This is a genomic window from Nonomuraea sp. NPDC050663 (assembly GCF_044456985.1).
Classification (GTDB): domain Bacteria; phylum Actinomycetota; class Actinomycetes; order Streptosporangiales; family Streptosporangiaceae; genus Nonomuraea.
On sequence record NZ_JBITGL010000004.1, the window covers coordinates 85,230 to 108,491 of the forward strand.

Sequence of the window (23,262 nt, forward strand, 5' to 3'; positions counted from 1 at the left end):
GCGTGCTGCCACTCGTCACCCTGCTGCTGTCCCTGGCCGGTCCCTGCGCGTGCACTCCTGGCGAGTTGTGCACCTGGGCGGGGGCCGGCTACACCGGATCCCACATCGAGGCGCCGCAGCCCGGGGACGTCGCCCGCTCGATCATGAACAAGAGCCTGACCCCCACCGACTTCTCCGGAAAAATCATCCTTCCCGATGGGACGACCCGATCCCGCACCTTCTGCCTGAACCCCGGTGAAGGCCAGTCCAACACCGGCGAGTTCATGATCACTGGCGTCGCCGTACGCTCCGCTCCGTGCCCACTGGTATGACCGGCACCGAGACCAGCGTGCACAACAACCCCGCCGCGAAGCCCGCCTCGAACCCCCACGCCGCGATCGCCACCCCCGCCACGGGCACGGTCACCAGGGCCACCACGTTCTGGATGGTGTTGTGCAGGCCCAGCACCCTGCCGCCCCACCCGGCGCCGGCCAGCTCCCCCGCGGCCAGGTAGGCCAGCCCGTTGCCCGCCACGGTGATCACCGAGGCCACCGCCACCGCGGGCGGGCCCCCGCCCACCACGAGCACCGCCAGCACCGCCGCCGAGGTCCAGGTCAGGATCCGCAAGGGGGACATCCGCAGGCTCGTGCGATCCGACCAGCGGCCGACCACGATCCTGATCGCCACTCCCCCGATCGCGGCCACGCCGAACAGCTGCCCGGCGCTCACGCCGCTCCAGCCGTACTCCCCTGCCAGGAACGCCACGCCGTACGTGCCGACGATCACCTGCGGCACCACCTGCAGGGCGCTGGTCGCGTGCACCCGCCACAACGCCTGCTGACCGTACGGCGAGGCGGCCACCGGCTGCCTGGCCTGCGTGACGGCGGCCGGGGGTTCGCGCATGAGGACCGCCGCGAGCACGGCGGCGAGCAGACTGGCGGCGGCGCAGGTCATCAGGACGCCCGCGATGCCGTGGCGCTCGCTGATCGGGGGCAGGACGAACGCGGCCAGCGCCATGCCCAGGGTGTAGGAGATCTGGCGCAAGCCCATCGCGACGCCGCGTTCGCGCGGCTCGAACCAGCGCAGCACGATGCGCCCGCCGCTGACCATCGCCGCCGCCCCGGCCGCCCCGGCGAGGGCCAGCAGAAAGATCACCCAGCCGACGTCCCCCGGCCCGCCGGCCCCCGACCCGCCGGTCGCGGTCACCAGGCCGGTTCCCACGTCTCCGAGTGCGGTCACCGGACCGGCTCCCACGCCTCCGGTCGCGGCCACGAGACCGGTTCCCACGCCTCCGGTCGCGGTCACCAGGCCGGTCACCGCGAAGAGCACGGCCGCCAGCCCCACGCCCAGGCCGAGGATCAGCCGCTCCCCGCGCCGGTCCGCCAGCGCGCCCCACGGCACCAGCGCCACTAGGATCCCGAACCCTGGAGCGTTCCCGATCAGCCCCGCGACCGGGAGCGACACCTCGAAGTGCCGCTGCAGATCCGGCATCACCAGAGGTAACCCGAACAGCCCGAGGGTGACGCTCGTATGCGCGTTCACCCCGATAGCGAGCATCAGCCAGCGTTTCATCCCACGTGGTAGCGCTTCAGATAGGCCAGCTCCGCCGCACTCAGCCGCCGCGGCGCCTGCCGTTCCACGTCATAGGACACCAGCACCGAGGTCGCCCGGACGAAAACCTCGGAGTCGTCCCTCACCTCGTACTCCAGGGCGAACCGCACCGCCCTGAGCTCGCTCACCCACGACTCCACCCGCACCGGGTACGGGCGGAAGGTGAGCGGCCTGAGGTAGTCGATCTCGTGCCTGGCCACGACCAGGCCCTTGAACGGCGCCTCGCCCTCGTGGTGGGGGTCGATGTGGAACATCGCCATCCTGGCGTCTTCGAGATAGTCGAAGAAGCGCACGTTGTTCACGTGCCCCAGGGAGTCGATGTCGGCGAATCGCACCATCCGGGGGAAGACGTGCCGCTGTTTCATAGATCCTTCAACCACCCGGACACGCTACCGGCTACGGGCGCCCGACCCCCAGAGTGGTTCTCACCGACACAGTGAGAGACTGAACCGTCACGTAATGCGCTCAACCGGCAGGTGAGGGGAACATCATGAAAGTCTTCCTGATCGGCTCCGCGGGAGGCGTCGGCCGGCGGCTGGCCAAGCTGCTTACCGACCGCGGCGACCAGGTGACCGGCATGACCCGCAACCCCGCCCAGGCCGACACGGTGGCCGCCACCGGCGCCACCCCGCTCGCGGGCGACCTCATCGACGACTCGACCGACGAACTGGCCGCCAAGCTCACCGGCCACGACGCCGTCGTCTTCTCCGCCGGCGCCCACGGGACCGGCCAGGACAGGACCACCCTGATCGACGGCAAGGGCCTGGAGAAGGCCGCCGACGCCGCCGCCCTGGCCGGGGTGTCGCGCTTCGTCCTGGTGTCGGTGTTCCCCGACGCCGGCCGAGGCCGGGCCGTCAACGAGGGGTTCGAGCACTACATGCGGGTGAAGAAGACCGCTGACGTGTACCTGGTAGGGACCGGCCTCGACTGGGTCATCGTCCGACCCGGGACGCTGCTGGACCAGCCCGGCACGGGGCGGGTGACGGCGGGGGTCGCGATCGAGTACGGCGACGTGCCTCGTGACGACGTGGCGGGCTTCATCGCAGAGGCTCTGCACGAGGGGTCGCTCAGCCGGGTCATCGTCGAACTCACCGCAGGCGACACGCCCATCGTGGAGGCCGTCAACCGGCTCCGCCCATAGGCCTTGTGCCTTTCGGACGCCTTCACACGCTCGCGCCCGACACCAGCCCTTGGCGCCCCGCCTTACTTACCAACGAACGGGCGCCTCCGAACCCAGGAGACGCCCGTCCACAAATCACGCCCCGCGACCTTCTCAGCCGCGCGGCCGCTTAGGTCGCTGTTCACTCAGCCGCTTAGGTGACTCAGCCACTTAGGCCACTTGGCCAGCTCAGCCGCTTAGTCGCGGGTCAGCTTCCGGTACGTGACCGCGTGCGGGCGAGCAGCCTCAGCGCCCAGCCGCTCGATCTTGTTCTTCTCGTAGTCGGCGAAGTTGCCCTCGAACCAGAACCAGTTCGACCCTTCCTCCCAAGCCAGGATGTGGGTCGCGATGCGGTCGAGGAACCACCGGTCGTGGGAGGTGATGACCGCGCAGCCCGGGAAGTCGAGCAGCGCGTTCTCCAGCGACGACAGCGTCTCGGTGTCGAGGTCGTTGGTCGGCTCGTCGAGCAGCAGCACGTTGCCGCCCTGCTTGAGCGTCAGCGCCAGGTTCAGGCGGTTGCGCTCTCCACCGGACAGCACCCCGGCCTTCTTCTGCTGGTCGGGCCCCTTGAAGCCGAACGCCGCGATGTAGGCCCGCGAAGGCATCTCGACGTGGCCGACCTTGATGTGGTCGAGCCCGTCGGAGACGACCTCCCACACGTTCTTGTTCGGGTCGATGCCGGCACGCGACTGGTCGACGTAGGAGATCTGCACCGTCTCGCCGACGGTGATCGCGCCGCTGTCGGGCGCCTCGTTGCCGGTGATCATGCGGAACAGCGTCGTCTTACCGACACCGTTGGGGCCGATGATGCCGACGATGCCGTTGCGGGGCAGGTCGAAGCTGAGGTTCTCGATCAGGAGCCGGTCGGCGAAGCCCTTGGTGAGGTTCTCCGACCTGATCACGGTCGTGCCCAGGCGCGGGCCCGGCGGGATCTGGATCTCCTCGAAGTCGAGCTTGCGGAACTTGTCCGCCTCGGCGGCCATCTCCTCGTAGCGCTGCAGACGGGCCTTGCTCTTGGTCTGCCTGGCCTTCGGGTTGGACCTGACCCACTCGAGCTCGTCTTCCAGACGCTTCTTGCGCTTGACGTCCTTCTGGCCCTCGACCTTCAGACGGGCGGCCTTCTTCTCCAGGTAGGTGGAGTAGTTGCCCTCGTAGGGGTAGCAGCGACCGCGGTCGAGCTCCAGGATCCAGGTGGCGACGTTGTCGAGGAAGTACCGGTCGTGGGTGACGGCCAGGACCGTCCCCGGGTACTTCTCGAGGTGCTGCTCCAGCCAGTTGACACTCTCGGCGTCGAGGTGGTTGGTGGGCTCGTCGAGCAGCAGCAGGTCGGGCTGCTCCAGCAGCAGCTTGCACAGCGCGACGCGGCGGCGCTCACCACCGGACAGCTTCGTCACCGGCTCGTCGGGCGCCGGGCAACGCAGGGCGTCCATCGCCTGCTCCAGCTGGCTGTCGAGGTCCCACGCGTTGCGGTGGTCCAGGACGTCCTGGAGCCGGCCCATCTCCGCCAGCAGCTCGTCGCTGTAGTCGGTGGCCATGAGCTCGGCGATCTCGTTGAAGCGCGCCAGCTTCTCCATCGTGTCGGCCACGCCCTCCTGGACGTTGCCGAGGACGGTCTTCTCCTCGTTGAGAGGCGGCTCCTGCTGCAGCATGCCCACCGTGAAGCCCGGCATCAGCCGCGCGTCACCATTGGAAGGCTGCTCCAGACCGGCCATCATCCGGAGCAGCGTCGACTTGCCCGTGCCATTCGGACCCAGCACGCCGATCTTGGCGCCCGGCAGGAACGACAGCGTGACATCGTCAAGGACAACCTTGTCGCCGTGCGCCTTGCGCACGCGCTGCAACGTGTAGATGTACTCCGGCATGACATCTAGCTTAGGGCCTTCCGGGGACCCGCCCGTGCGCACCGGCCCTTACCACCGCGGCCCATCCCGCTTCCTGCCGTACGGCACCCGCCGTACGGCTCGAGCGCGCCCCCTTGCCCGCCGCCGCCCCGAATCACAGGGAGACGCAGGTCACATCGCCCCCTTGTCACACTTCGTCAGGCCGTCCCGTCCTATGCGTGTATCCGCGAAACACCAAGCAAGGAGCGCATCATGGAAGCCCGCCTGAACCTCTTCGAGAACGTCGTCTCCGCCAAGGTTCTCAAGCACGTCGTCGCGGCGACCAAGGCGGTCGCGGACTCGACGTTGCCGCACTCGACGGCGGAACTGGTGAAGATCCGCGCCAGCCAGATCAACGGCTGCGGCTTCTGCACCGACATGCACACCAAGGACGCCGCCGAGGCCGGTGAAACCTCCACGCGCATCAACCTGGTCGCCGCCTGGCGTGAGGCCACCGTCTTCACCGACGCGGAGCGCGCCGCCCTCGAACTGGCCGAGCAGGGCACCCGCATCGCCGACGCGGCCGGCGGCGTCACCGACGAGGCCTGGGAGAACGCCGCCAAGCACTTCGACCAGGAGCAGCTCGCGGCGCTGGTGTCGATCATCTCGCTGATCAACGCCTTCAACCGCGCCAACGTCCTCGTCCAGCAGCCCGCCGGCAACTACCAGCCGGGCATGTTCGGCTGATGCCACGAGGCGGGAGATGCGGGCCCGTGACACCACGCGCGGAGCGGTGGGCATGGAAGCCACGGGCCGAGGTGTGGGCCCACAAAGTCACGGGCCGCAGGTGTGGGCCCATGAAGCCACGGGTCCACACCTCCGCCTCCTCTTCGGACCCACGCCGGGCCGTGCCTTCCGCCTCACTTCGGGTCCACGCACACCTGAGAGGACCATTCACCACCCCTGGCGCACCATCCCACCATCTCGGTCCACGGCCGCCCGCCATCCTGGCCCGCAGCCATCCCAGCACCTCGACCCATGGCCGCCCGCCAGCCCGGCCCTGCGGCCATCCCATCCACCACCCCAGCGGACCGCCTCCAGCGCAGGGAGGCGGTTGCCTAGGCCTGGGGCTCTGGCGTCGGTTCCGTTCGGGGCGGGCGCTGGACCGGGGCGGGCAGGCAGATGCGGTCGCGGCCCAGTTCCTTGGCCCGGTAGAGGGCCAGGTCCGCAGCCGCGAGCAATTCGATCAAATCGTCACCGTGCAGGCTCATCACCGCCACACCAGCCGAGATCGTCACCGTGATCAACGCGTCGTCGGCGGCGATCGCCATCCGCCCGACCCTGCTGCGCAGCCGCTCCGCCACCCGTCGCGCCTCGGCCACGTCGGCGCGCGGCAGCAGGACGACGAACTCCTCGCCGCCGAACCGCCCCACCACGTCGTAGTCGCGCAACTGGGTGCGCAACGTGGCCGCGACCCCGGCCAGCACCTGGTCGCCGACCAGGTGACCGTACGAGTCGTTGACCCGCTTGAAGTGGTCGATGTCGATGATCAGCAGCGCCAGCGTCTCCCCCGTACGGCGGGCACGCACGATCTCCGTGTCGGCCTCCCGCTGCCAGGCGGCCGCGTTCAGCAGGCCGGTCTTGGCATCGGTGCGTGCCGCCGCCTGGAGCTGGGCGTGCAACAGGCTCCGCTGCAGCAGCACCACCGGGGGGAGAGTCAGGAGCAGCAGCGCCAGGTTGATCCCGCACGCGATGGCGACGATGACCCCCAGGCAGAGCTCCACCACGTCGAGCAGGAGACTCTCCCGGTCCCACAGGACATCGCGCCACCGAGTGTCGGGGTCGGCGGTGTGCGCCGCGACCGCGATCAGTGCGGTGTTCAGCACCGCGAACAGCGCCGCGCACCCCACCGCCAGCAGGATCGGACCACCCAAACCCAGCCACAGCACCGACACATCGGGCACCAGCGAGTGGAAGACCACCGACGCCGTGCACCCGGCCAGACCGATGGCCGCCGAGCTGAACACCCGCCGGTACAACACCGTGGCCCGCACCCGCCACTGCAGGAGGATCTGCAGCAGGATCGGCGCGAACAGCGCATAGACCGGCGGCAGCAGCAACGCCACCGGCAACCACCAAGCGGACAACAGATCTCGCGACACACCCGCCGGCATGCCCAGGCGACGCGTCGCCTCGATGCACACCGCCCCGCAGCCCATCAGGGCGGCGAAAGTCAAAAGTTGTGGCAACAGAAACTCGGTTTGAGCCACAAACGCCACGATGGCCACGAGATCGAGGGTTACGATCCCACACAGGTAGACGACGAGGGCCTGGCGCTGTCCCAGCAACGGCCAGCGGCCGGCAAGGGCTGACACACCGTCACGAGGCTTGACCGAGGTGTGACTGGACGCCGCCATCTCGCCTCCTCTCTGCCTAACGATGTGTAACACAATAGTTGCGGAGTGTGCGTCGCGCGACGGGAACCGCTACCTTTGGCAACGTGGCCGCACTCTTCGTGTCGCCACCTTGGGGTACCGCTCACTCCGCGAGCGGGCCGTGCAGGAAAGGAGCCAGCCATGGTGCGGGGCGTGACCTGGACCTGACAGGTGCTCTAGCCATCAGGCATGGACCATGCCATCGGCCGAACGCTCGCTGACATCGAGGTTGTTTTCCACTCGCTGACATCGGGATCCATCGACCGGTGCCCCCTCCTCTCATCCCACCGAACCGCCCCTCGGTTGAGGATTCCCTCCCTCCTCCCGCGTTGGACTTCGCCGTGTCTTTGAACGGTTGGTTGGTTCTTTGGTTGCTAGAGCTGGCTGAATTTCCTCGTGCCTTATGGGACGGCCTGGCATTTCGCTGGTCTTGTCTTCGCGCTTGCCTGGCTGTTTCGCGGGTCTTGCCTTCTCGCCTTGCCGTCTCGCTTTGCCTTCTCGCCTTGCTGACGGTTCGCAAGCCTTGCTTTGTCGTCTCGCCGACTTCCTGGTAGCCGCCTCGTCGAACAGGCTCTCGCACGGAGCTGTGTTGGCCGGCTCCTCAGGCAGCCCCGCCGCCCCCCGCTGCCCTACCGCGTCACCCCGCCACCCCGCCGCCGCGCCGCGCCGGATCGCCGGACACCCGCAGCCTCGGACCTCGCTGCTTCGCCAACCCTGTGCTGAGGGTTGGGGGAGGGTGACGTGGCAACCAGGGCGGGTCGGGCCCCCGAACGTGCCCGCCCGGGGCCGAGGAGTGAGCAATGACGTGCCCACCCCCGGCGCCGAGGGTTGGCCAGGACGTGTCGCCTCCGGTGCCGAGGGGTGGCTATGACGTGCCCTCTGCGGCCGCAGGCCACGGGCATGGCGCGACGATCCTGCGGCCGTGGGGTTCGGGCAACCTGGCCAAGCCGTGGGAGCTTGACCAGGCGCGAGGGCTAGCGCGTGCGTTAGACGGCGCATGCGTTAGACGGCGCATGCGTTAGGCAGCGCGGGAATCCGTGGTCCACGATGAGGTGTCCGCGTCGGCGTCGGCCGACTCCTCGGCCTCGGCGGCGGTGAGGACGTGGACGGTGGCTTCCTCGGCCAGTTCGCCGAGGACGCGGATGGCGGCGTCGGGGTCGGGGAGGCCGGGGCGGCTGTAGCGGCCCGCACCCATGGCCCAGTCCTGGGTGTCGTGGTCGAGTTGCTCGCGGGCCTCGCGGCTGAGGGAGGAGCCGGTGCCGACTCGCTCGGGTTTGGAGAAGGCGCCGAGGCCGTAGCGGAGGTCGTGGCCGATGGAGGAGGCTTCGATCTCCGGCATGAAGCGGCGCTCGCCCTCGGGGCCGAACTCTCTGATGCGGAGTTTGCCGGAGACCATGAGGGGGTGGCCGACCTTGACCGACTGGGCGACGTTGTCGGCGAGGGTGCGCCAGCAGCGGATGGCGAAGTAGACGGTTTCGCCGTCGGTCCAGGTCTGGTTGCGGCGGTCGAACTGGCGAGGGGTGACGGCCAGGCGCAGGGATGTGACCCGTGAGCCGTCGTCGAAGACGTGTTGCCGCGGCTCGGCGGCGACGTTTCCGTGCAGCGTGATGTAGATGTCGTTCATCGATCGTGCCTCCCACGTGGCGGGCCGGCTGCCCGCGAACCGGGGGTAGGTTCTCGCGGCGGGTGGGGGTGGGAGGGGACCGAACGGGGCTCTGTGGACAACGGGGCAGTGAAACCACCGGGTTCGGCGGATCACGGGGCGGAGAGGGGGCGTGGGGCCTCGGTGATGTCGCGTCTTGGATGTGGTCCCGATACGGGCCCAGGGACGCCGACTAGCGCCGCAGCGTGCGCATGGCCTGCGCGAACTCGTGGTGCCTGGCGAGCTCCCGCTCCACCGGCTCCACGACCATCCCTTCGGCCACCATCCCAACGCGACGGCGCATTTCCAGCTCCAGCCGCTCCCTCTCCTTCGACGCCCCGAGGACGACGAAGTTGCGGGCGGCCACCGACGACAGTGCTCCCAGGCCGAGGACGCTGGCCATGGCGATGGCGACCCACGGTAGGGAGGCGGGGTCCTCGACCACGGCCATCCCGGTCGGGATGCCCGTCAGGGAGGCGATGATCCAGGCGAGTCCCAGCAGGAAGGCCGCCACCAGCACGTACTGCCACACCTGGACGGCCCGCCACCATCCCGGCACGAAGCCGAGACGCGGGGCCACTTCTTCCAGTTCCTCCGAGAGCGCCTGCGGCAGCTGGCCCGACCGGGATCGCGCCGCGTGCTGCACGGCGGCCTTCCACGACGGCTGCATGTCGACCGACAGGCCGTCCGCCAGCGCCTGCACGGCGTTCTCGACCTCGGCCGGCTGGGCCGTGACAGCGCCGTCGGCCAGGCCTTGGATCTCCTCGCGCAGGTCGTCGAGGCGCAGAGCCTTGAGGGGGTCGGGCCGCAGCGCCGACACGAGGCGGGTGACCGGCCAGCCGACGTACGCGGCCGAGCGCTCGGCGTGGACGTTCTCCAGCGCCTCCCCCACGGCCGGGACGCCCACGGCGTCGCACAGCGCGTCGGTGAGCCCGACGCGGCGGGCCGCGTCGACGGAGGCGGGCGCCTCGCCGGGCGGGTCGAGGCGGCGCACGAGGCGGTCGAGGTCGGATTCGAGGCGCTGTACGGCGGCGCGGCGACGGGTGACGGCGTCGGCCAGGACGCTCTTGAGCGAGTCGATGCCGCGCCCGGTCACCGCGGAGGTGGTGACCACGGTCGGCTGCGAGACGCCTTCGCGGCGCAGCAGGTCGTTGAGGTCGATGACCAGCTCGGCCAGCTCTTCTGGGGCGAGCTTGTCGACCTGGTTGAGGGCGAAGACGGTGCCCGAGTCGTGACCGGCGAGCTCGGCGACGTAGCGGCGGTGGGTGGCCGCGTCGGCGTACTTCTGCGGGTCGAGCACCCACACCACCAGGTCGGCCAGCCCGATGAGCCGGTCGGCCTCCGGGTCGGTCAGCGCCCTGATGGAGTCGTGGTCGGGCAGGTCGAGCAGGATCAGCCCGTGCAGCTGGGATTCGCCCTTGTCGAGGGCCGAGGAGCGGGAGAAGCGGTGGCGCCACTGGATCTGCAGCCAGTCGAGCAGCGGCGCGGCCCCTTCCAGCCCCCACACGCAGGCGTGGGTGCGGGCGGTGGTGGGACGGCGTACGCCGGTGGGCGACAGCTCCAGCCCCGACACCGCGTTGAACAGGGACGACTTGCCCGACCCCGTGCCGCCCGCGAGCGCGACCACGGTGTGGTCGGAGGAGAGCTTCAGCCGGTCACCGGCGCGCAGCAGCAGCGTGCCCGCGTCGGCGAGGATCTTCTTGTCGAGCCGTCCAGGACCCAGCTCGACCACCTTGGACAGGGCCGCGAGGCGGGGCACCAGGGCCCCGCGGGTCGCCAAAGGGGTCGTCATCGCGCCACCTCGAGGTTGTACGTGGCCTGGTAGAGGCGCGCGGCGGCGGACTCGTCGGGGATCCCGGCGGAGTCGAGCACCTTCACGTACCTCATGGCCTCCTCGTCGAACAACATGCTGATGCGCGCGCGCAGGTCGCTGAGGGACTTCAGCGAGATGCCGCGCAGCGACTCGGCGCCGAGCAGGGCCTTGACCAGGCGCTGCGGCACTCCGTCGGTCTGGCCGCCGAACAGCCCCACCATGAAGATCAGCGACAGGGCGTCGGCGTCGAAGGAGACGACCTTGGAGACCGAGCGCTTGGCCACGCCCTCGGTCCTGATCAGCTCCATCACGTGCTCCTGCCAGGCGCTGACCGCCCGGTTGGTCCGCCGGACCAGGTCTTCCGAGGGGCGCTCCAGCCCGGTCACGAGCGTCGAGCCGAGCTCTGAGCGCCGCCGCCATCTGGCCGCGACCTCTTCCGACGCCTTCGACGCGGCCGAGACGATGAGCGACTCCAGCCCGATGCGCAGCGCCGCCTTGAACGCCATCAGGCGCTCGGGCAGTTGCTTGGGCGGGCGTCCGCGCAACTGCACGGTACGCAGCAGGTCGCCGGAGCCCGCGAAGTCCTGCCAGCGGGCCAGGACCTCGCCGCGCAGCAGGGAGCCGTTGCGCGCGGACTCCTCGATGCGGGTGACGGCCCCCATGTAGGCGGCCTCGACGTCGGTGCGCAGCTCCCCGCGGAAGGCCACGTGCCCTTCCATGTGCCGGGCCAGCTCGGGGATGCGGGTGCGGAAGCTGTCGAGCACGCCGTTGAGCGTCTGCCGTACGGCCTGCGCGCGCCGTTCGCCGTCGACCGACAGCTCGGCCAGCCACAGCCGCAGGTCGGTCATCTCGCTGTCGGGCAGGCGCCCGTCGGAGACCTTCGACTCCTCCACGACGAACCGCTCCACGTCGCCCAGGCCGTACTCGGTGAGCATGCGCACGAAGTGCTTGAGCACCGTGTCGCGCGAGCGGGGCTGCACGCGCGAGAGCACGATCGCCAGCCGTACGCCTCGCTCGCGGGCCAGCCGCAGCAGCTGCCAAGCGGGCGCGTCGGCGTAGCGGGTGGCGGTGGTGACGAAGATCCACAGGTCGGCCGCGTCCATCATGCGGTGCGCGATCTCGTGGTGCTCCTCGACGACCGAGTCGATGTCGGGGGTGTCGAGCAGGGCGACTCCCTGCGGGAGCTTCTCCGTCGCGGTGAGCACGATGCTGTCGGGACCCGCCTCGACCGACGGCTTGTCGAGGCGCTTGAGCCCGCCGAGCAGGTCGCCCTCGGCGAACCACGGCAGGTCGCCGGGGTGGCAGGCGAGGACCGGGGTGCCGGTCGTCGGGCGTCGCACGCCGGTGCGGCTGACGTTCTTCTCGGCGAGGGTGTTGACGAGGGTGGACTTGCCCGCGCCGGTGGAGCCGGCGACCACGATCATGGCGGGGGCGGTGCTCACCTTCACGCGAGGGAGCACGTAGTCCTCGAGCTGGGCCAGCAGCTCGGCCCGCGCCTTCCTGGCCTCCTCGGCACCGGGGAGGTCGAGGCCGAAGCGCAGGTCGCTGACGCTCTCGCGCAGCTGGCCCAGGGCAGCGGTCAGCTGCTGGACGGCCTCGTCGGGCAACTCGGCCTCGGGCGAGGGTACGGCATCAGCGGCATCGGCGCCGTTGGAGCCGTTGGGGGTTTTGGCGGCATTTACGGAATCGGCCGCCTTGGCTGCATCGGTGGCCTCAGCGGCAGTGGCGGCGTCGGCGGCACTTGCGGCGTCGGCGTTGGCGGCAGGCTCGTCGGAGGGCGTGGCTTCGTGCGACGCCTCGGGCTCGCTGGACGGCTCGGCGTCGCCCGACGCCTCGGGCTCGTCGGTGGGCTCGGGCCCGTCCGTGGGCTCGGCGTCGGTCGAGGGAGCACGCTCGTCCGAGGCCTCCGCGGGCTCGCGGGAGTCCTCCGGCACACCAGCCCCTTCCGCCACGGCAGCCTCGTCCCCCGGTTCGGCACGTTCCGAACCGGTCTCCTCGCCCTCGCCGTCGTCCGCCCCGTCGACGACGGCGCGGATGTTGAGGGTCTGCTCCCCGGGCGACTCCGGGTGCTCGTTGTCCATGGCGGCGCCACCCGTCCTGTCGGCAGCGGTGTTCACGTCACCCGCTCCGCTCGAACCATTCCGACCTCCTGGCCGACCCTGACGACATCGCCGACGACGATGATCGCCGGCGGCCGAATGCCAGCAGCTGACACGCGGTCGGCCACGGTGGATAGCGAGGCGATTAGCTCCCGCTGGGTGGGAAGAGTACCGTCCTGTACCACCATTACGGGAGTTTCCGGCGAACGTCCTTCTCGAATTAGCGCCTCAGCGATCTTTCCGATGCGTTCGACGGCCATCATGAGCACCAGGGTGCCCTCGGTTCGCCCGAGTGCGGGCCAGTCGACGGTGGAGCGCGGGTCGCCGGGCGGGACGTGCACGGAGATCACGTGGAACTCCTGGGAGACCCCGCGATGGGTGACGGGAACGCCCGCCGACGCGGGGGCGGCCACGGCGCTGGTGATGCCCGGCACGACCACGACGGGCACGCCCGCTTCGGCGCAGGCGATGGCCTCTTCGCCGCCGCGTCCGAAGACGAACGGGTCGCCGCCCTTGAGCCGGACGACGAACTTCCCGGCCAGGGCCCGGTCGACGAGGATGGCGTTGATCTCCTCCTGCGGCAGCGAGCGGCCGTAGGGGACCTTGGCGGCGTCGATGAGCTCGACGTCGGGCGCGAGTTCGTCGAGGAGTGCCCGGGGCGCGAGCCGGTCGGCCACGACGACGTCGGCCTGGGCCAGGAGCTGTCGCCCGCGCACGGTGATGAGGCCGGGGTCGCCGGGTCCGCCGCCGACGAGGGCGACGCCGACAGGCTTGGTGCGGCTGCGCCTGGCGTCGACGGTGCCGTCGCGGAGCGCTCCCACGATCGCGTCGCGGATGCCGGCGGCCCTGCGGGGGTCGCCGCCTGCGGTGACCGCGACGCTGATCTCGTCGACCCGGCCGGAGGCGGGGGTCCAGGCGGCGGCGGCGTCCTTGTCGTCGGCGCGCACGCACCAGACGCGTTCGGCCTCGGCCTCGGCGGCGACGGCCGCGTTGACGTCGCGGACGTCGGTGCAGGCCTGGACGAGCCAGGCGCCCGCGCAGTCTCCGTGCTGGTAGGGCCGGGCGTGCCAGGTGATGCGCCCGGCCTCGATGAGATCGTCGAGCGCGGGGGTGACCTCTGGGGACACGAGCGTCACCTGGGCGCCGGCCTCGATCAGGGCGGGCACGCGCCGCTGGGCCACGCGGCCGCCGCCCACGACGAGCACCTTGCGGCCGGAAAGCCGCAGGCCGAGGAGGTAGGGGCCCATGTCGGCGGATCTCCCGTTCACGAAGAATGGTGTGTTAAGAGGCAAACTTACCGGGTCATTTGCCTCAAATGTGTTAACGGTCGTCAAGGAGAGGCTGGCGCGGATCCCACCGGGTGCCACCAGCAAGATCCTTACGCCGCCGGGCCATCGCCGACAGCGCCTCGAGAACCACTCGATTGCCGAGCATGGCGGTGATGTCGGCATGGTCGTACGGCGGAGCCACCTCCACCACCTCCATCCCCGCCAGCGGAAGTTCGTAACAAATTCGCCGGACCGAATCCAGCAATTGGCGCGCCGTCAGCCCGCCCGGTTCCGGGGTGCCGGTGCCGGGTGCGTGGCCGGGGTCGCAGACGTCGATGTCGACGGAAAGGAAAATCTGGTCGCATTCGTCCAGCGCGATCGCGAACGCCTCCGTCAGGCATTCCTCCAGGCCCCGGTGGACGATCTCGGTCATCTCGTAGGAGCGCATGCGCTGCCCGGCCATCCACTCCAGTGTCTCGGGCTCGGGCCAGTAGCCGCGCAGGCCGATCTGCAGGAACCTGTCTCCCCTGATGGCGCCCGACTCGATCAGGCGGCGCATCGGCTGGCCGTGGCCGTGCAGGTGGCCGAAGGCGATGTCGCCGGTGTCGGCGTGGGCGTCGAAGTGGATCATCGAGGTGCGTCCCGGCTCGTGGGCGCGTGCCGTACCCCTGGCGTCGGGCAGCGCGACGGTGTGGTCGCCGCCCAGGATCAGGGGCACGGCGCCGGTGACCGCGATGCGGTGCACGGCGTCCTCGATCGCGGCCAGCGAGCCGTCGACGTCGCCGGAGTAGCACTCCACGTCGCCCGCGTCGAGGACGCGCAGGTCCTTGAGGCCGTCGACGCGCAGGGCCAGGCTCGGGCGGGAGCCGTCGTGCGGCAGGTAGCAGGCCTGGCGCAGCGCCATGGGACCGAACCTGGCGCCGGGGCGGTGGGAGGTGCCGCCGTCGAAGGGCGCCCCGATGATCACCACGTCGGCGCCGGCGAAGCTCGCCGGGTCGTTGACGTCGCACCGCTCGACGCCCAGGAAGGTGAGGTCGGGGCCGTACATGGGCCCGTACCTGGTCACTTCGTCACCAGCTTCACGAACGGGAGCTCCATGCCCGCCCGCCGGAAGCCCTCGGGGGTGCCGTCGGCCTCGATGCCGAGCATCCTCATCAGCCAGCGCGCGACCACCGGGTGCCTGGCCGCGTAGGCGCGCATGACCTCGGCGCCCTCCTCCGGCGGCAGCGGCACGGCCAGCGCGGGCATCACCTTCCAGCCCACCTGGAGGGCCACCTCAGGGTTCGTGGCGATGTTCCGGTACCACTGCGACCCGGCGCCGAGGCCGGAGCAGACCGTGTAGGAGCCGAGGTCGCGGTCCCTCTCGACGACCTCGATCACCGCGTGCCTGGTCAGCCCCGACACCCGGCCGATGTGTCCGAGCATCAGGAACCGGTGGCCGAACAGCGGACCGAGGCCGATCTTGTAGAGATGGATCGGCAGGCGGAACAGAACCCTGCTGAGGATCTTCACCCGCCCATCATCACATGGGCTTTTCCGACACTCCCGCCGAGTCGAACGTGGCGACCTCGTGCATCACGCGTACGGCCGCGCAGACCAGCGGGTGGGCCAGCAGCGCGCCGGTGCCCTCGCCCAGTCGCAGCTCCAGATCGACCAGCGGGCGCAGGCCCAGGTGGCGCAGGGCGGCGGCGTGGCCGGGCTCGGCGGAGCGGTGGCCGGCGACGCAGTGGTCGATCGACGCGGGCGATAGTGCCTGGGCCGCCAGGGCCGCGGCTCCGGCGATCACGCCGTCGAGGATCACCGGCACCCGGGCCTGTGCCGCGGCCAGGACGAAGCCCGCGATCGCCGCGTGCTCGAAGCCGCCGACCGCGGCCAGCACGCGAAGGGGTCCGGTGGCCGGCTCGATGCCGTTGACCGACAGCGCCCGCCGGACGACGGCGACCTTGCGCGCGTGGGTCTCGTCGTCGATGCCGGTGCCGCGCCCGGTCACCTCGGCGGGGTCGAGCCCGGTGAAGGCCGAGATGAGGGCGGCGGAGGCGGTGGTGTTGGCGATGCCCATGTCGCCGGTGATCAGGCAGCGGGCGCCGGAGTCGATGAGCGAGCGGGCGACGGAGATGCCCGCTTCGAGGGCGGCCACGGCGTCGCCGTCGCTCATGGCGGGGCCGGCGGACAGGTCCGCGGTGCCGTACCCGATCTTGCGAACGACGAGTCCGGGACCGGCGGGCAGGTCGGCGGCGACCCCCACGTCGACGACCGTGACGGAGGCGCCCACCTGGGCGGCGAAGGCGTTGGCCACCGCGCCACCGGCGAGGAAGTTGGCCACCATCTGGACGGTGACCTCCTGCGGCCAGGGCGAGACGCCCTGGGCGTGCACGCCGTGGTCGGCGGCGAAGATCGCCAGTGCGGCCGGGGAGGGCATCACGGGCGGGCAGACCCCGCCGGAGCCCGCGAGCCGGACCGCGACCTCCTCCAGGGCGCCGAGCGAGCCCGCCGGCTTGGTCAGCCGGGCCTGGTAGGCGAGCGCGTCGGCGACGGCGGACGCCGACGCGGGCTCGACGCCGGCCAGGACCCGCTCAAGCTCCGAAGACAAGGGCTTCCTCGTAACGCTCGATCACCACGTCGGCCAGGGCCTCGCAGTCGCCGATGACCTCGGCGCAGCGGATGTCGAGCTCGGGGTGGCCGGCGCCGTACGCCAGGGCCTGCGCCCAGACCCGCTCCAGCATGCCGCCCGCGAACAACAGGTACGGCAGGACGATCACGCGACGGGCGCCCAGGCGGCGGCAGCGCTCCAGGCCGCCGGGCACGCCGGGAGGGGTCAGGGAGACGAAAGCCGTCTCGACGGTCATGTAGTCGTAGCCGTGGGTCTCCCAGAACAGCCGCGAGACGCGGTGCACCTCGGCGTTGGCCGCCGGGTCGGTGGAGCCCTCGCCGACCAGCACGATCGCGGTCTCGGCGGTGGAGATGGGCTCGTCCTCGTCGTCGGTGACGAGCCTCAGCGGCCCGGTGGGTGCCAGGTCGGCCACGGCCTCGTCGAGCCGTTCTGCCAGCAGAGCGAGCACGCGGGGGTCGGGACCCAGGGGGCGTCCGGTGTCGTACATGAGCGTGGGGTGCCTCTCCTGCTCGAGCGCCATCGCCGCGGGGAACTCATCGGGGGCCCTGTTGAGACTCAACGGCAGCGCCACCAGCCGGTGGTGGCCGCGCGCGACCAGGTTGGCGACGGAGTCGCTCAGCCGGGGATCGGCCTGCTTGAGGTAGCCGCCGGAGACCTCGGCGGCGGTCTGGTCGAGTCGGCAACGGAGGCGGTGGACGAAGCGGCCGAATTCCGCGGAACCGGCATCGTCGTGCGAGCCCTGCCCGATGAGCAGCAGCGGCGGCTTCATGTCGCGGGTTCACCTCGGGGGAAGAAAGCGGGACACGCGACAATAACAGGTCACGCCGGGTGAGCGGGCACCCCGTGGATGACGAAGACGGCCCGCGACGGGGCCAGACCATGGCGCCCATCAGGCAGAACACTCACCATGGAGGCCTGGATGCAGACGCCCTCCGCGCGGTAGCCGTACTCACGCATCCGGGCGTAGACCGCAGGCACCTGCTCGAGGGCCTTGACCGTGCACACCAGCGAGCGCGGCCGGCGCTCGGCGCAGACGGCGACCACGTCGGGGCCTCCTCCGCCGACGAAGACCGCGTCGGGATCGGGCAGCGGTTCCAGCGCGGGCGGCGCCTGGCCCCTGGTCAGCGCCACCTTCACGCCGTGCTCCAGCACGCGGCGGCGCAGCCTGGCGCACGACTGCTCGTCGCGCTCGACCGCGATGACCGCCGCCCCGAGCCTGGCGCAGTCGACGGCGACCTCGCCGGTGCCGGCGCCGACGTCCCAGACCAGGTCGCCGAGGCGGGGCCCGAGCTTGGCGACCACGAAGGCGCGCACCTCGGCGGGCAGGTCGTCGCCGGCGAGCGCCCACTCCTGCGGCCCGGGACGCAGGCCGCCGACCCAGCTGCGCTCGTGCGGCCGGTGCAGCGGGTCGAGCACCAGCACCACGTCGGGGTCCTTCCACGGCCGGGTGGTCGCCTCGCCCATGCGGCTGTGGCTGACCCGCTCGTCAGGGCCGCCCAGGTCCTCGCAGACGATCAGCGCGCGCGGTGTCGTCGGCGCCAGCTCGCGGGCGATCTCGCCGGGGCCGACGCCGGGCGTGCACAGCACGCCGACCTTGTGGTGGGCGCGGCAGGCGTTGACGACGCGGTTGAGCTCGTGCGGGCCTGACGGCGCGACGACCAGGGCGTCCTCCCAGCTCAGCCCGGCGCAGGCGAACGCGCGGGCGGGCAGCGACACCGCGGGCACGACCTGCGGCGTGATGCCGTGGCCGCGCAGCTCCCGCACCACGCCGAAGAAGCCGGGGTCACCCTCGGCCAGCACCACCGCGTCGCCCTCGCCGTTCTCCAGATGCTCGTCGAGGGCCCGCAGCAGGTCGTCGTACGGCACGGCGTCCTTGTACGGCACCCGCCGGGTGAGCGCCTCGGGCGCCACGACCAGCGCGGCCCGCCTCAGCAGATCGTGCGCCTTGGGTGACAGTTCGGACCCGTCCCAGCCGACAACCGCGATAGTCACGTCTCCAGAGTGACATCCGCCGCCGTCAGGCTGTAGACCACAGCGTCGTATCCCGCCAGGACCTTGCGCGCCACGCCCTCGCGCACGTATCCGGCCTTCTCCGCGACCCGCTGGGAGCCGGAGTTGTGCACCACGGCGCGCAGGGTGATCCGGTGGAAGCCCTGCTCCAGCAGCAGCCACCGGCTGACGGCGACGAGCGCCTCCAGGGCGTAGCCCCGGCCGCGGTGGCCTGGCACGGTGTTGTAGGCCACCTCGGCGACGCGGTGGAACCAGTCGACCTCGTTGAAGGAGACGGTGCCGACGAGCTCGTCGGTGGCGACGGCCCAGTCGATGCCGCCCCCGCGCAGGCGCTTGCGCTCGACGGTCTCCAGCGCCAGCGCCCTGGCGGCATCCTCGTCCTCTAGCCGCAGCCCGGTATTGGCCAGGGTCAGCTCGTCCTGCGCGAGGGCCAGGAGCGCGGGCACGTCGGCCTCGGTGTAGCGGCGCAGCACCAGCCGCTCGGTGCGCATCTCGGTGAAGGGCAGCACCGGCGAGGGGTCGAAGCCCTCGCCCCTGACGAGGCTGAACAGCACCCTGTCGCCCTCGTGGTCGTAGCGGCGGAGCATGCCCTCCCAGGTGAAGCCCGCCTTCTGCGCCACCCAGAGCGAGGCGAGGTTGCCGGGCGCCGCGGTCAGCTCGATCCGGTTGATCGCGGTGTGCTCGAACACCCACGCGCACAGGGCGCGCACCGCCTCGGTCATGTAGCCGCGCCCGCGGTGCCCGGGGTGCGTGCCGTACCCGATCTCGGTCCTGCCCGCGTCGAGGTCGGTCTTGAACAGGCTCGTGGCGCCGACGATCCGGCCGTCGAGGTCGGTGATGGCCACGTCGGTCGACTCCTGGATCCAGGGGCCGACGGCGTCCGGGTCGGCGGGGAGCGAGGGCGGCAGGAACGGCAGGCCCTCGGCCAGGATCGCCCGGATCTGCTGCTCGTCGTCCGCCAGGAAGCGGCGCAGGACCAGGCGCTCCGTAGTGATCTTGAAGTCATGTCCGAACATCTACGCATCCTCCTATATCGGACGGGTAGGGGCGAACCCATGGAACGTGGAAGCGACAGGCCCATCCCTCATCCGAACACCCCCGAGTGCCGGGGGTGGTGAGCCGTGCGGCTGGACTTCATCCGCCCCCTCTACGAAAGGCAGGAACCGTACGCCTCGGTCTACCTGGCCGGGCTGAGCGGCCCTGAGCGGCTGCGGCGCTGGCGCTCGCTCAGCGGCGAGCTGGCCGACGCCGACCCGCGCGCCGTGGAGGTGCTGGAGAAGGCCGTCACCGACACCGGCAGGGCGCGGGCGATGTTCGCCAGCGGCGACGAACTCGTCATGGCCGAGACCCTGCCCAAGGCCGCCGAGCAGGCGTTGTGGGCCCCGCTGCCGCACGTGACGCCGATGCTGCGTGAGCGCGGCGAGAACGTGCCCCACCTGCGGGTGATCGTGGATCACGCCGGCGCCGAGCTGACCGTCTTCGGCGGCGGCTCGCCACGGCGCAGCACGGTCGAGGCCACGTCGTGGCCCCTGCAGAAGACCGCTCAGGGCGGCTGGTCCCAGCGCCACTACGAGCGCGGCGTGGAGGAGGCGTGGGAACGCAACGCCACCTCGGCCGCGCGCGGCGTCGACGAGCAGGTGCGCAGGATCGGCGCCGAGCTGGTGATCGTGGCCGGTGAGCCGCGCTCCCGCTCGATGCTCTGCGATCACCTCGGCACGAAGGCCTCCGACCGGGTGCTCATGGTCGAGCACGGCAGCCGGCGCGACCACGGCGGCTTCGAGCGCGACGCCGAGACCGCGCTCGACTCCTGGCTGGAGCGGCGGCGCTCCGAGCTGATCGGCAGGTACCACCAGAGCGCCGGGCCGACCGGCTTCGAGGAGGTCGCCCACGTGCTGCGCGAGGGGCGCGCCGAGGCCGTCCTGCTGCCCGGCGAGCTGTCTCACAGCGTGTGGATCGGGCCCGGCGGCACCCAGCTCGCGCGCACCCCCGACGAGCTGCGGCGCTGGGGCGTGGAGTCGTCGACGACCGACCGCGCCGACTCCGCGCTGGCGCGCGCGGCGGCGATGACCGACGCCGAGTTCTGGTTCTGCGACGAGCTGGACCAGGTCGCCGCCCTGCTCAGGTACTGATCACGACTTCGAGGGTCCGCGGACCGTGGACTCCCTCGACCCGGTTCAGCTCGATGTCGCTGGTGGCCGACGGCCCGCTGATCCACGTGGTCGGCCCCGACGGATCGAGCCTGGACAGGGCCTCGGGGACCGAGGCGGCGATCTGACCGGCCCGCACCACGCACAGGTGGTAGTCGGGCACCAGGGTGAGCGCCCTGCGCCCCTGGCCCGCGTCGAGCACGATCGTGCCGGTCTCGGCGACGGCGACCGCGCACCCGGTCACCACGCCGTCGAGCGCGTCGAGCTCGCGCACCCCGAGCCGCTCCTCGCCGCTCTCGACGGTCAGGGCGAGCGCCCCCCGTCCGAGAGCGGCGCGCCAGCCCGCGGGCAGGCTGCCGGACGCGACCAGCCGCCTGCCCGCGGCCAGCCCGGCCAGCGTGGCCTCCAGCTCCGCCTCGGGCACGACGTGCACGACGGCCCGGTAGTCGGCCACACGCTCGGCGAACAGCTCGACGATGCCCTCGCCGGGCGCGCTCCTGCGGTAGGAGCGCACGATCTCCACCTCGGGGGCGCCCGCGACGGCCTTCCTGATGCGGGCGAGGATCTCCTGCTTGGCGTTCACTGGCTCTCCCACCAGTCTCGGAAGGACTGCTCGGGGATCTCCGGCAGGTCCCTGGTGTCGGTCCAGGCGCTCATGGGTCCGGGCAGGCGCCTGGGCGCCAGCCGGCGGAAGCGGATGGCCAGCCGTTGCGCCTTGGCCAGCCGTACCGGCTTGTCGAGCACCCAGCCGGCGACCTTCATGCCCGCGCGCTCCGCCGCCTTGTGCGGGACCTTGGCCCGCAGGTCGACCAGGACCTCCGGGATGTCGATCGCCACCGGGCAGACGTCGTAGCAGGCGCCGCAGAGCGACGAGGCGTATGGCAGGGAGGCGTCGAGCTCGGTGCCGACCCCGCGCAGCTGGGGGGTGAGGATGGCGCCGATCGGTCCGGGATAGACCGAGCCGTAGGCGTGGCCGCCCGCCCGCTCGTAGACGGGGCAGACGTTCAGGCAGGCCGAGCAGCGGATGCAGCGCAGCGCCTGGCGGCCCACCTCGTCGGCGAGCACGCGGGTGCGGCCGTTGTCGAGCAGCACCAGGTGGAAGGCCTGGCCGTCGGTGGAGCCCGTCCAGGTGGAGGTGTAGGGGTTCATGCGCTCGCCCGTCGAGCTCCTGGGCAGCAGCTGGAGGAAGACCTCCAGGTCCTGCCAGGTGGGCAGCAGCTTCTCGATGCCGACCACGCTGATCAGGGTCTCGGGGAGGGTCAGGCACATGCGCCCGTTGCCCTCCGATTCGAGCACGACGAGCGTGCCCGTCTCGGCGATCATGAAGTTGGCGCCCGACACGGCGACCTTGGCCCGCAGGAACCGCTCGCGCAGGTGCCGCCTGGCCGCCTCGGCCAGAGCCTTCGGCTCGTCGGTCAGATCCTTCGGCGCGTCGGGCATCTCGCGCAGGAAGATCTCGCGGATCTCCGCGCGGTTGCGGTGGATCGCCGGGACCAGGATGTGGCTGGGCAAGTCGTCGCCGAGCTGGACGATCAGCTCGGCCAGGTCCGTCTCGTAGGCCGTGATGCCTTGCTCGGCCAGGTGCTCGTTGAGCCCGATCTCCTGGGTGGCCATCGACTTGACCTTGACCACCTCGCTCTCGCCGGTGGCCTGGACCAGCTCGGTGACGATGCGGTTGGCCTCGGCGGCGTCCCTGGCCCAGTGCACGGTGCCGCCCGCGGCGGTGACGGCCTCCTCCAGCTGGAGCAGGTAGGTGTCGAGGCGGGCGAGGGTGTGGTCCTTGATGGCCTTGCCCGCCGCGCGCAGCTCCTGCCAGTCGGGCAGCTCGGCGACGACGGCGCCGCGTTTGCCCCTGATGGTGTGGGTGGCCTTCCTGAGGTTGAACCGCAACTGCGAGTCCTGTACGGCTTTCGCGGCATTTTTCGGGAAGTTGCCGGGCATTCCGATGAACGTACTCATCTGGCCGCCTCCGTCGAGGCGAGGATCTCGGCGAGATGCATGACCCTGACTCCTGACCTCTGTCTCTTGAGCGTGCCGCCGATGTGCATCAGGCAGGAGTTGTCGGCGGCGCACAGCACCTCGGCGCCGGTGCCGAGCACGTTGCGCACCTTGTCGGAGCACATGGCCGCCGAGATCGCCGGGTTCTTCACGCTGAAGGTGCCGCCGAAGCCGCAGCACTCCTCCGCGCCGCCCAGCGGGACCAGCTCCAGGCCGCGCACCTTCGACAGGAGCCTGGCCGGCTTGTCGCCGAGCCTGAGCCCCCTGAGCGAGTGGCAGGTCGGGTGGTAGGTCACCCGGTGCGGGAAGTAGGCGCCCACGTCCTCGACCTCCAGGACGTCGAGCAGGAACTCCGACAGGTCGTACACCCTGGGGACCTGCTGGTCGATCAGCCTGGGGTACTGCTCGCGCACCATGGCCGCGCACGATCCGCTGGGCGCCACGACCGCCTCGTAGTCGGCGAAGACCTCGGTGAAGTGCCGCGCGAGCCGTACGCCCTGCTCCTTGTAGCCGGTGTTGACGTGCATCTGGCCGCAGCACGTCTGGGCCTTGGGGAACTCCACCTCGCAGCCCAGCCTGCGCAGCAGCGACACCACCGCCCTGCCGGTGTCCGGGAACAGCGTGTCGTTCACGCATGTGATGAAGAGGGCGACCCGCACGACTTCCCCTT

The 23,262-nt window shown here is 71.1% G+C and carries 21 protein-coding genes; 4 read left to right on the forward strand and 17 right to left on the reverse strand.

Annotated features, from left to right (window positions below):
* Positions 1-2: 2 nt before the first annotated feature.
* A complete protein-coding gene (locus ACIBH1_RS13640) occupies positions 3-311 on the forward strand; it encodes a peptidase inhibitor family I36 protein (protein ID WP_397314027.1) in 309 nt (102 codons plus the stop codon).
* Here the strand turns inward: ACIBH1_RS13640 and ACIBH1_RS13645 are convergent.
* Positions 268-1,551, reverse strand: coding sequence for an MFS transporter (locus tag ACIBH1_RS13645; RefSeq protein WP_397314028.1), 1,284 nt, complete (start codon positions 1,549-1,551; stop codon positions 268-270). The genes ACIBH1_RS13640 and ACIBH1_RS13645 overlap by 44 nt on opposite strands.
* Positions 1,548-1,955, reverse strand: a complete 408-nt coding sequence (locus ACIBH1_RS13650; protein WP_397314029.1) for an acyl-CoA thioesterase — start codon at positions 1,953-1,955, stop codon at positions 1,548-1,550. Before ACIBH1_RS13650 ends, ACIBH1_RS13645 begins: the two co-directional genes overlap by 4 nt.
* A 125-nt stretch (positions 1,956-2,080) precedes the next feature.
* On the opposite strand from ACIBH1_RS13650, the gene ACIBH1_RS13655 reads away from it, so the two are divergent.
* Entirely contained in the window at positions 2,081-2,731 is a 651-nt protein-coding gene (locus ACIBH1_RS13655; RefSeq protein ID WP_397314030.1) for an NAD(P)H-binding protein, read from the forward strand.
* Positions 2,732-2,946: 215 nt separating this feature from the next.
* Here the strand turns inward: ACIBH1_RS13655 and ettA are convergent, their stop codons facing one another.
* Positions 2,947-4,611, reverse strand: coding sequence for an energy-dependent translational throttle protein EttA (gene ettA, locus ACIBH1_RS13660; protein ID WP_397314031.1), 1,665 nt, complete (start codon positions 4,609-4,611; stop codon positions 2,947-2,949).
* 231 nt (positions 4,612-4,842) lie between these two features.
* Between ettA and ACIBH1_RS13665 the strand changes: the two genes are divergently transcribed.
* Entirely contained in the window at positions 4,843-5,316 is a 474-nt protein-coding gene (locus ACIBH1_RS13665) for a carboxymuconolactone decarboxylase family protein (RefSeq protein WP_397314032.1), read from the forward strand.
* Positions 5,317-5,687: 371 nt separating this feature from the next.
* Here ACIBH1_RS13665 and ACIBH1_RS13670 read toward each other — a convergent pair whose 3' ends face one another.
* From ACIBH1_RS13670 to ACIBH1_RS13720, 11 genes are all read right to left on the reverse strand, one after another.
* Complete coding sequence (locus tag ACIBH1_RS13670; RefSeq protein ID WP_397314033.1) at positions 5,688-6,986, reverse strand: GGDEF domain-containing protein; 1,299 nt, start codon at positions 6,984-6,986, stop codon at positions 5,688-5,690.
* A gap of 1,036 nt (positions 6,987-8,022) precedes the next feature.
* Entirely contained in the window at positions 8,023-8,628 is a 606-nt protein-coding gene (locus ACIBH1_RS13675; RefSeq protein WP_397314034.1) for a single-stranded DNA-binding protein, read from the reverse strand.
* Positions 8,629-8,839: 211 nt separating this feature from the next.
* Positions 8,840-10,438, reverse strand: a complete 1,599-nt coding sequence (locus ACIBH1_RS13680; RefSeq protein WP_397314035.1) for an ABC transporter — start codon at positions 10,436-10,438, stop codon at positions 8,840-8,842.
* The gene (locus tag ACIBH1_RS13685; protein WP_397314036.1) at positions 10,435-12,576 is read right to left on the reverse strand and encodes an AAA family ATPase; all 2,142 of its coding nucleotides are present in this window, start codon (positions 12,574-12,576) and stop codon (positions 10,435-10,437) included. The genes ACIBH1_RS13680 and ACIBH1_RS13685 overlap by 4 nt, the downstream gene beginning before the upstream one ends.
* Complete coding sequence (cobA, locus tag ACIBH1_RS13690) at positions 12,573-13,805, reverse strand: uroporphyrinogen-III C-methyltransferase (RefSeq protein WP_181613016.1); 1,233 nt, start codon at positions 13,803-13,805, stop codon at positions 12,573-12,575. The genes ACIBH1_RS13685 and cobA overlap by 4 nt, the downstream gene beginning before the upstream one ends.
* Positions 13,806-13,878: 73 nt before the next feature.
* Positions 13,879-14,892 carry an agmatinase gene (gene speB / locus ACIBH1_RS13695; RefSeq protein WP_181612301.1) on the reverse strand — a complete coding sequence of 338 codons (1,014 nt, stop codon included), beginning with the start codon at positions 14,890-14,892 and terminating at the stop codon, positions 13,879-13,881.
* Complete coding sequence (locus ACIBH1_RS13700; protein WP_397314037.1) at positions 14,889-15,338, reverse strand: nitroreductase family deazaflavin-dependent oxidoreductase; 450 nt, start codon at positions 15,336-15,338, stop codon at positions 14,889-14,891. Before ACIBH1_RS13700 ends, speB begins: the two co-directional genes overlap by 4 nt.
* A 10-nt stretch (positions 15,339-15,348) precedes the next feature.
* On the reverse strand, positions 15,349-16,416 hold the full coding sequence (gene cobT, locus ACIBH1_RS13705; protein ID WP_397314038.1) for a nicotinate-nucleotide--dimethylbenzimidazole phosphoribosyltransferase: 1,068 nt from the start codon (positions 16,414-16,416) through the stop codon (positions 15,349-15,351).
* Complete coding sequence (locus ACIBH1_RS13710) at positions 16,400-17,206, reverse strand: sirohydrochlorin chelatase (RefSeq protein ID WP_397314039.1); 807 nt, start codon at positions 17,204-17,206, stop codon at positions 16,400-16,402. Before ACIBH1_RS13710 ends, cobT begins: the two co-directional genes overlap by 17 nt.
* Positions 17,207-17,256: 50 nt before the next feature.
* Positions 17,257-18,429: a precorrin-6Y C5,15-methyltransferase (decarboxylating) subunit CbiT gene (locus ACIBH1_RS13715; protein ID WP_397314040.1), complete on the reverse strand. Its 1,173-nt coding sequence runs from the start codon at positions 18,427-18,429 to the stop codon at positions 17,257-17,259.
* A complete protein-coding gene (locus tag ACIBH1_RS13720; RefSeq protein ID WP_397314041.1) occupies positions 18,426-19,463 on the reverse strand; it encodes a GNAT family N-acetyltransferase in 1,038 nt (345 codons plus the stop codon). The genes ACIBH1_RS13715 and ACIBH1_RS13720 overlap by 4 nt, the downstream gene beginning before the upstream one ends.
* A 105-nt stretch (positions 19,464-19,568) precedes the next feature.
* Between ACIBH1_RS13720 and ACIBH1_RS13725 the strand changes: the two genes are divergently transcribed.
* The gene (locus ACIBH1_RS13725; protein WP_397314042.1) at positions 19,569-20,576 is read left to right on the forward strand and encodes a Vms1/Ankzf1 family peptidyl-tRNA hydrolase; all 1,008 of its coding nucleotides are present in this window, start codon (positions 19,569-19,571) and stop codon (positions 20,574-20,576) included.
* Here ACIBH1_RS13725 and ACIBH1_RS13730 read toward each other — a convergent pair.
* The 3 genes from ACIBH1_RS13730 to ACIBH1_RS13740 are packed head-to-tail and all read right to left on the reverse strand — an operon-like array spanning position 20,566 to position 23,251.
* On the reverse strand, positions 20,566-21,177 hold the full coding sequence (locus tag ACIBH1_RS13730) for a lactate utilization protein C (RefSeq protein ID WP_397314043.1): 612 nt from the start codon (positions 21,175-21,177) through the stop codon (positions 20,566-20,568). The two genes, ACIBH1_RS13725 and ACIBH1_RS13730, sit on opposite strands and share 11 nt — an antisense overlap.
* On the reverse strand, positions 21,174-22,553 hold the full coding sequence (locus ACIBH1_RS13735; protein WP_397314044.1) for a lactate utilization protein B: 1,380 nt from the start codon (positions 22,551-22,553) through the stop codon (positions 21,174-21,176). Before ACIBH1_RS13735 ends, ACIBH1_RS13730 begins: the two co-directional genes overlap by 4 nt.
* On the reverse strand, positions 22,550-23,251 hold the full coding sequence (locus ACIBH1_RS13740) for a (Fe-S)-binding protein (protein ID WP_397314045.1): 702 nt from the start codon (positions 23,249-23,251) through the stop codon (positions 22,550-22,552). Before ACIBH1_RS13740 ends, ACIBH1_RS13735 begins: the two co-directional genes overlap by 4 nt.
* Between the last annotated feature and the right edge of the window lie 11 nt (positions 23,252-23,262).

What these genes read in the sequence shown, in the direction of transcription:
- ACIBH1_RS13645 (WP_397314028.1), bottom strand. Translation starts at nt 1,551, where the DNA reads ATGAAACGCTGGCTGATGCTCGCTATCGGGGTGAACGCGCATACGAGC.
- ACIBH1_RS13650 (WP_397314029.1), bottom strand. Translation starts at nt 1,955, where the DNA reads ATGAAACAGCGGCACGTCTTCCCCCGGATGGTGCGATTCGCCGACATC.
- ACIBH1_RS13655 (WP_397314030.1), top strand. Translation starts at nt 2,081, where the DNA reads ATGAAAGTCTTCCTGATCGGCTCCGCGGGAGGCGTCGGCCGGCGGCTG.
- ettA (WP_397314031.1), bottom strand. Translation starts at nt 4,611, where the DNA reads ATGCCGGAGTACATCTACACGTTGCAGCGCGTGCGCAAGGCGCACGGC.
- ACIBH1_RS13665 (WP_397314032.1), top strand. Translation starts at nt 4,843, where the DNA reads ATGGAAGCCCGCCTGAACCTCTTCGAGAACGTCGTCTCCGCCAAGGTT.
- ACIBH1_RS13670 (WP_397314033.1), bottom strand. Translation starts at nt 6,986, where the DNA reads ATGGCGGCGTCCAGTCACACCTCGGTCAAGCCTCGTGACGGTGTGTCA.
- ACIBH1_RS13675 (WP_397314034.1), bottom strand. Translation starts at nt 8,628, where the DNA reads ATGAACGACATCTACATCACGCTGCACGGAAACGTCGCCGCCGAGCCG.
- ACIBH1_RS13680 (WP_397314035.1), bottom strand. Translation starts at nt 10,438, where the DNA reads ATGACGACCCCTTTGGCGACCCGCGGGGCCCTGGTGCCCCGCCTCGCG.
- cobA (WP_181613016.1), bottom strand. Translation starts at nt 13,805, where the DNA reads ATGGGCCCCTACCTCCTCGGCCTGCGGCTTTCCGGCCGCAAGGTGCTC.
- ACIBH1_RS13710 (WP_397314039.1), bottom strand. Translation starts at nt 17,206, where the DNA reads ATGAAGCCGCCGCTGCTGCTCATCGGGCAGGGCTCGCACGACGATGCC.
- ACIBH1_RS13720 (WP_397314041.1), bottom strand. Translation starts at nt 19,463, where the DNA reads ATGTTCGGACATGACTTCAAGATCACTACGGAGCGCCTGGTCCTGCGC.
- ACIBH1_RS13735 (WP_397314044.1), bottom strand. Translation starts at nt 22,553, where the DNA reads ATGAGTACGTTCATCGGAATGCCCGGCAACTTCCCGAAAAATGCCGCG.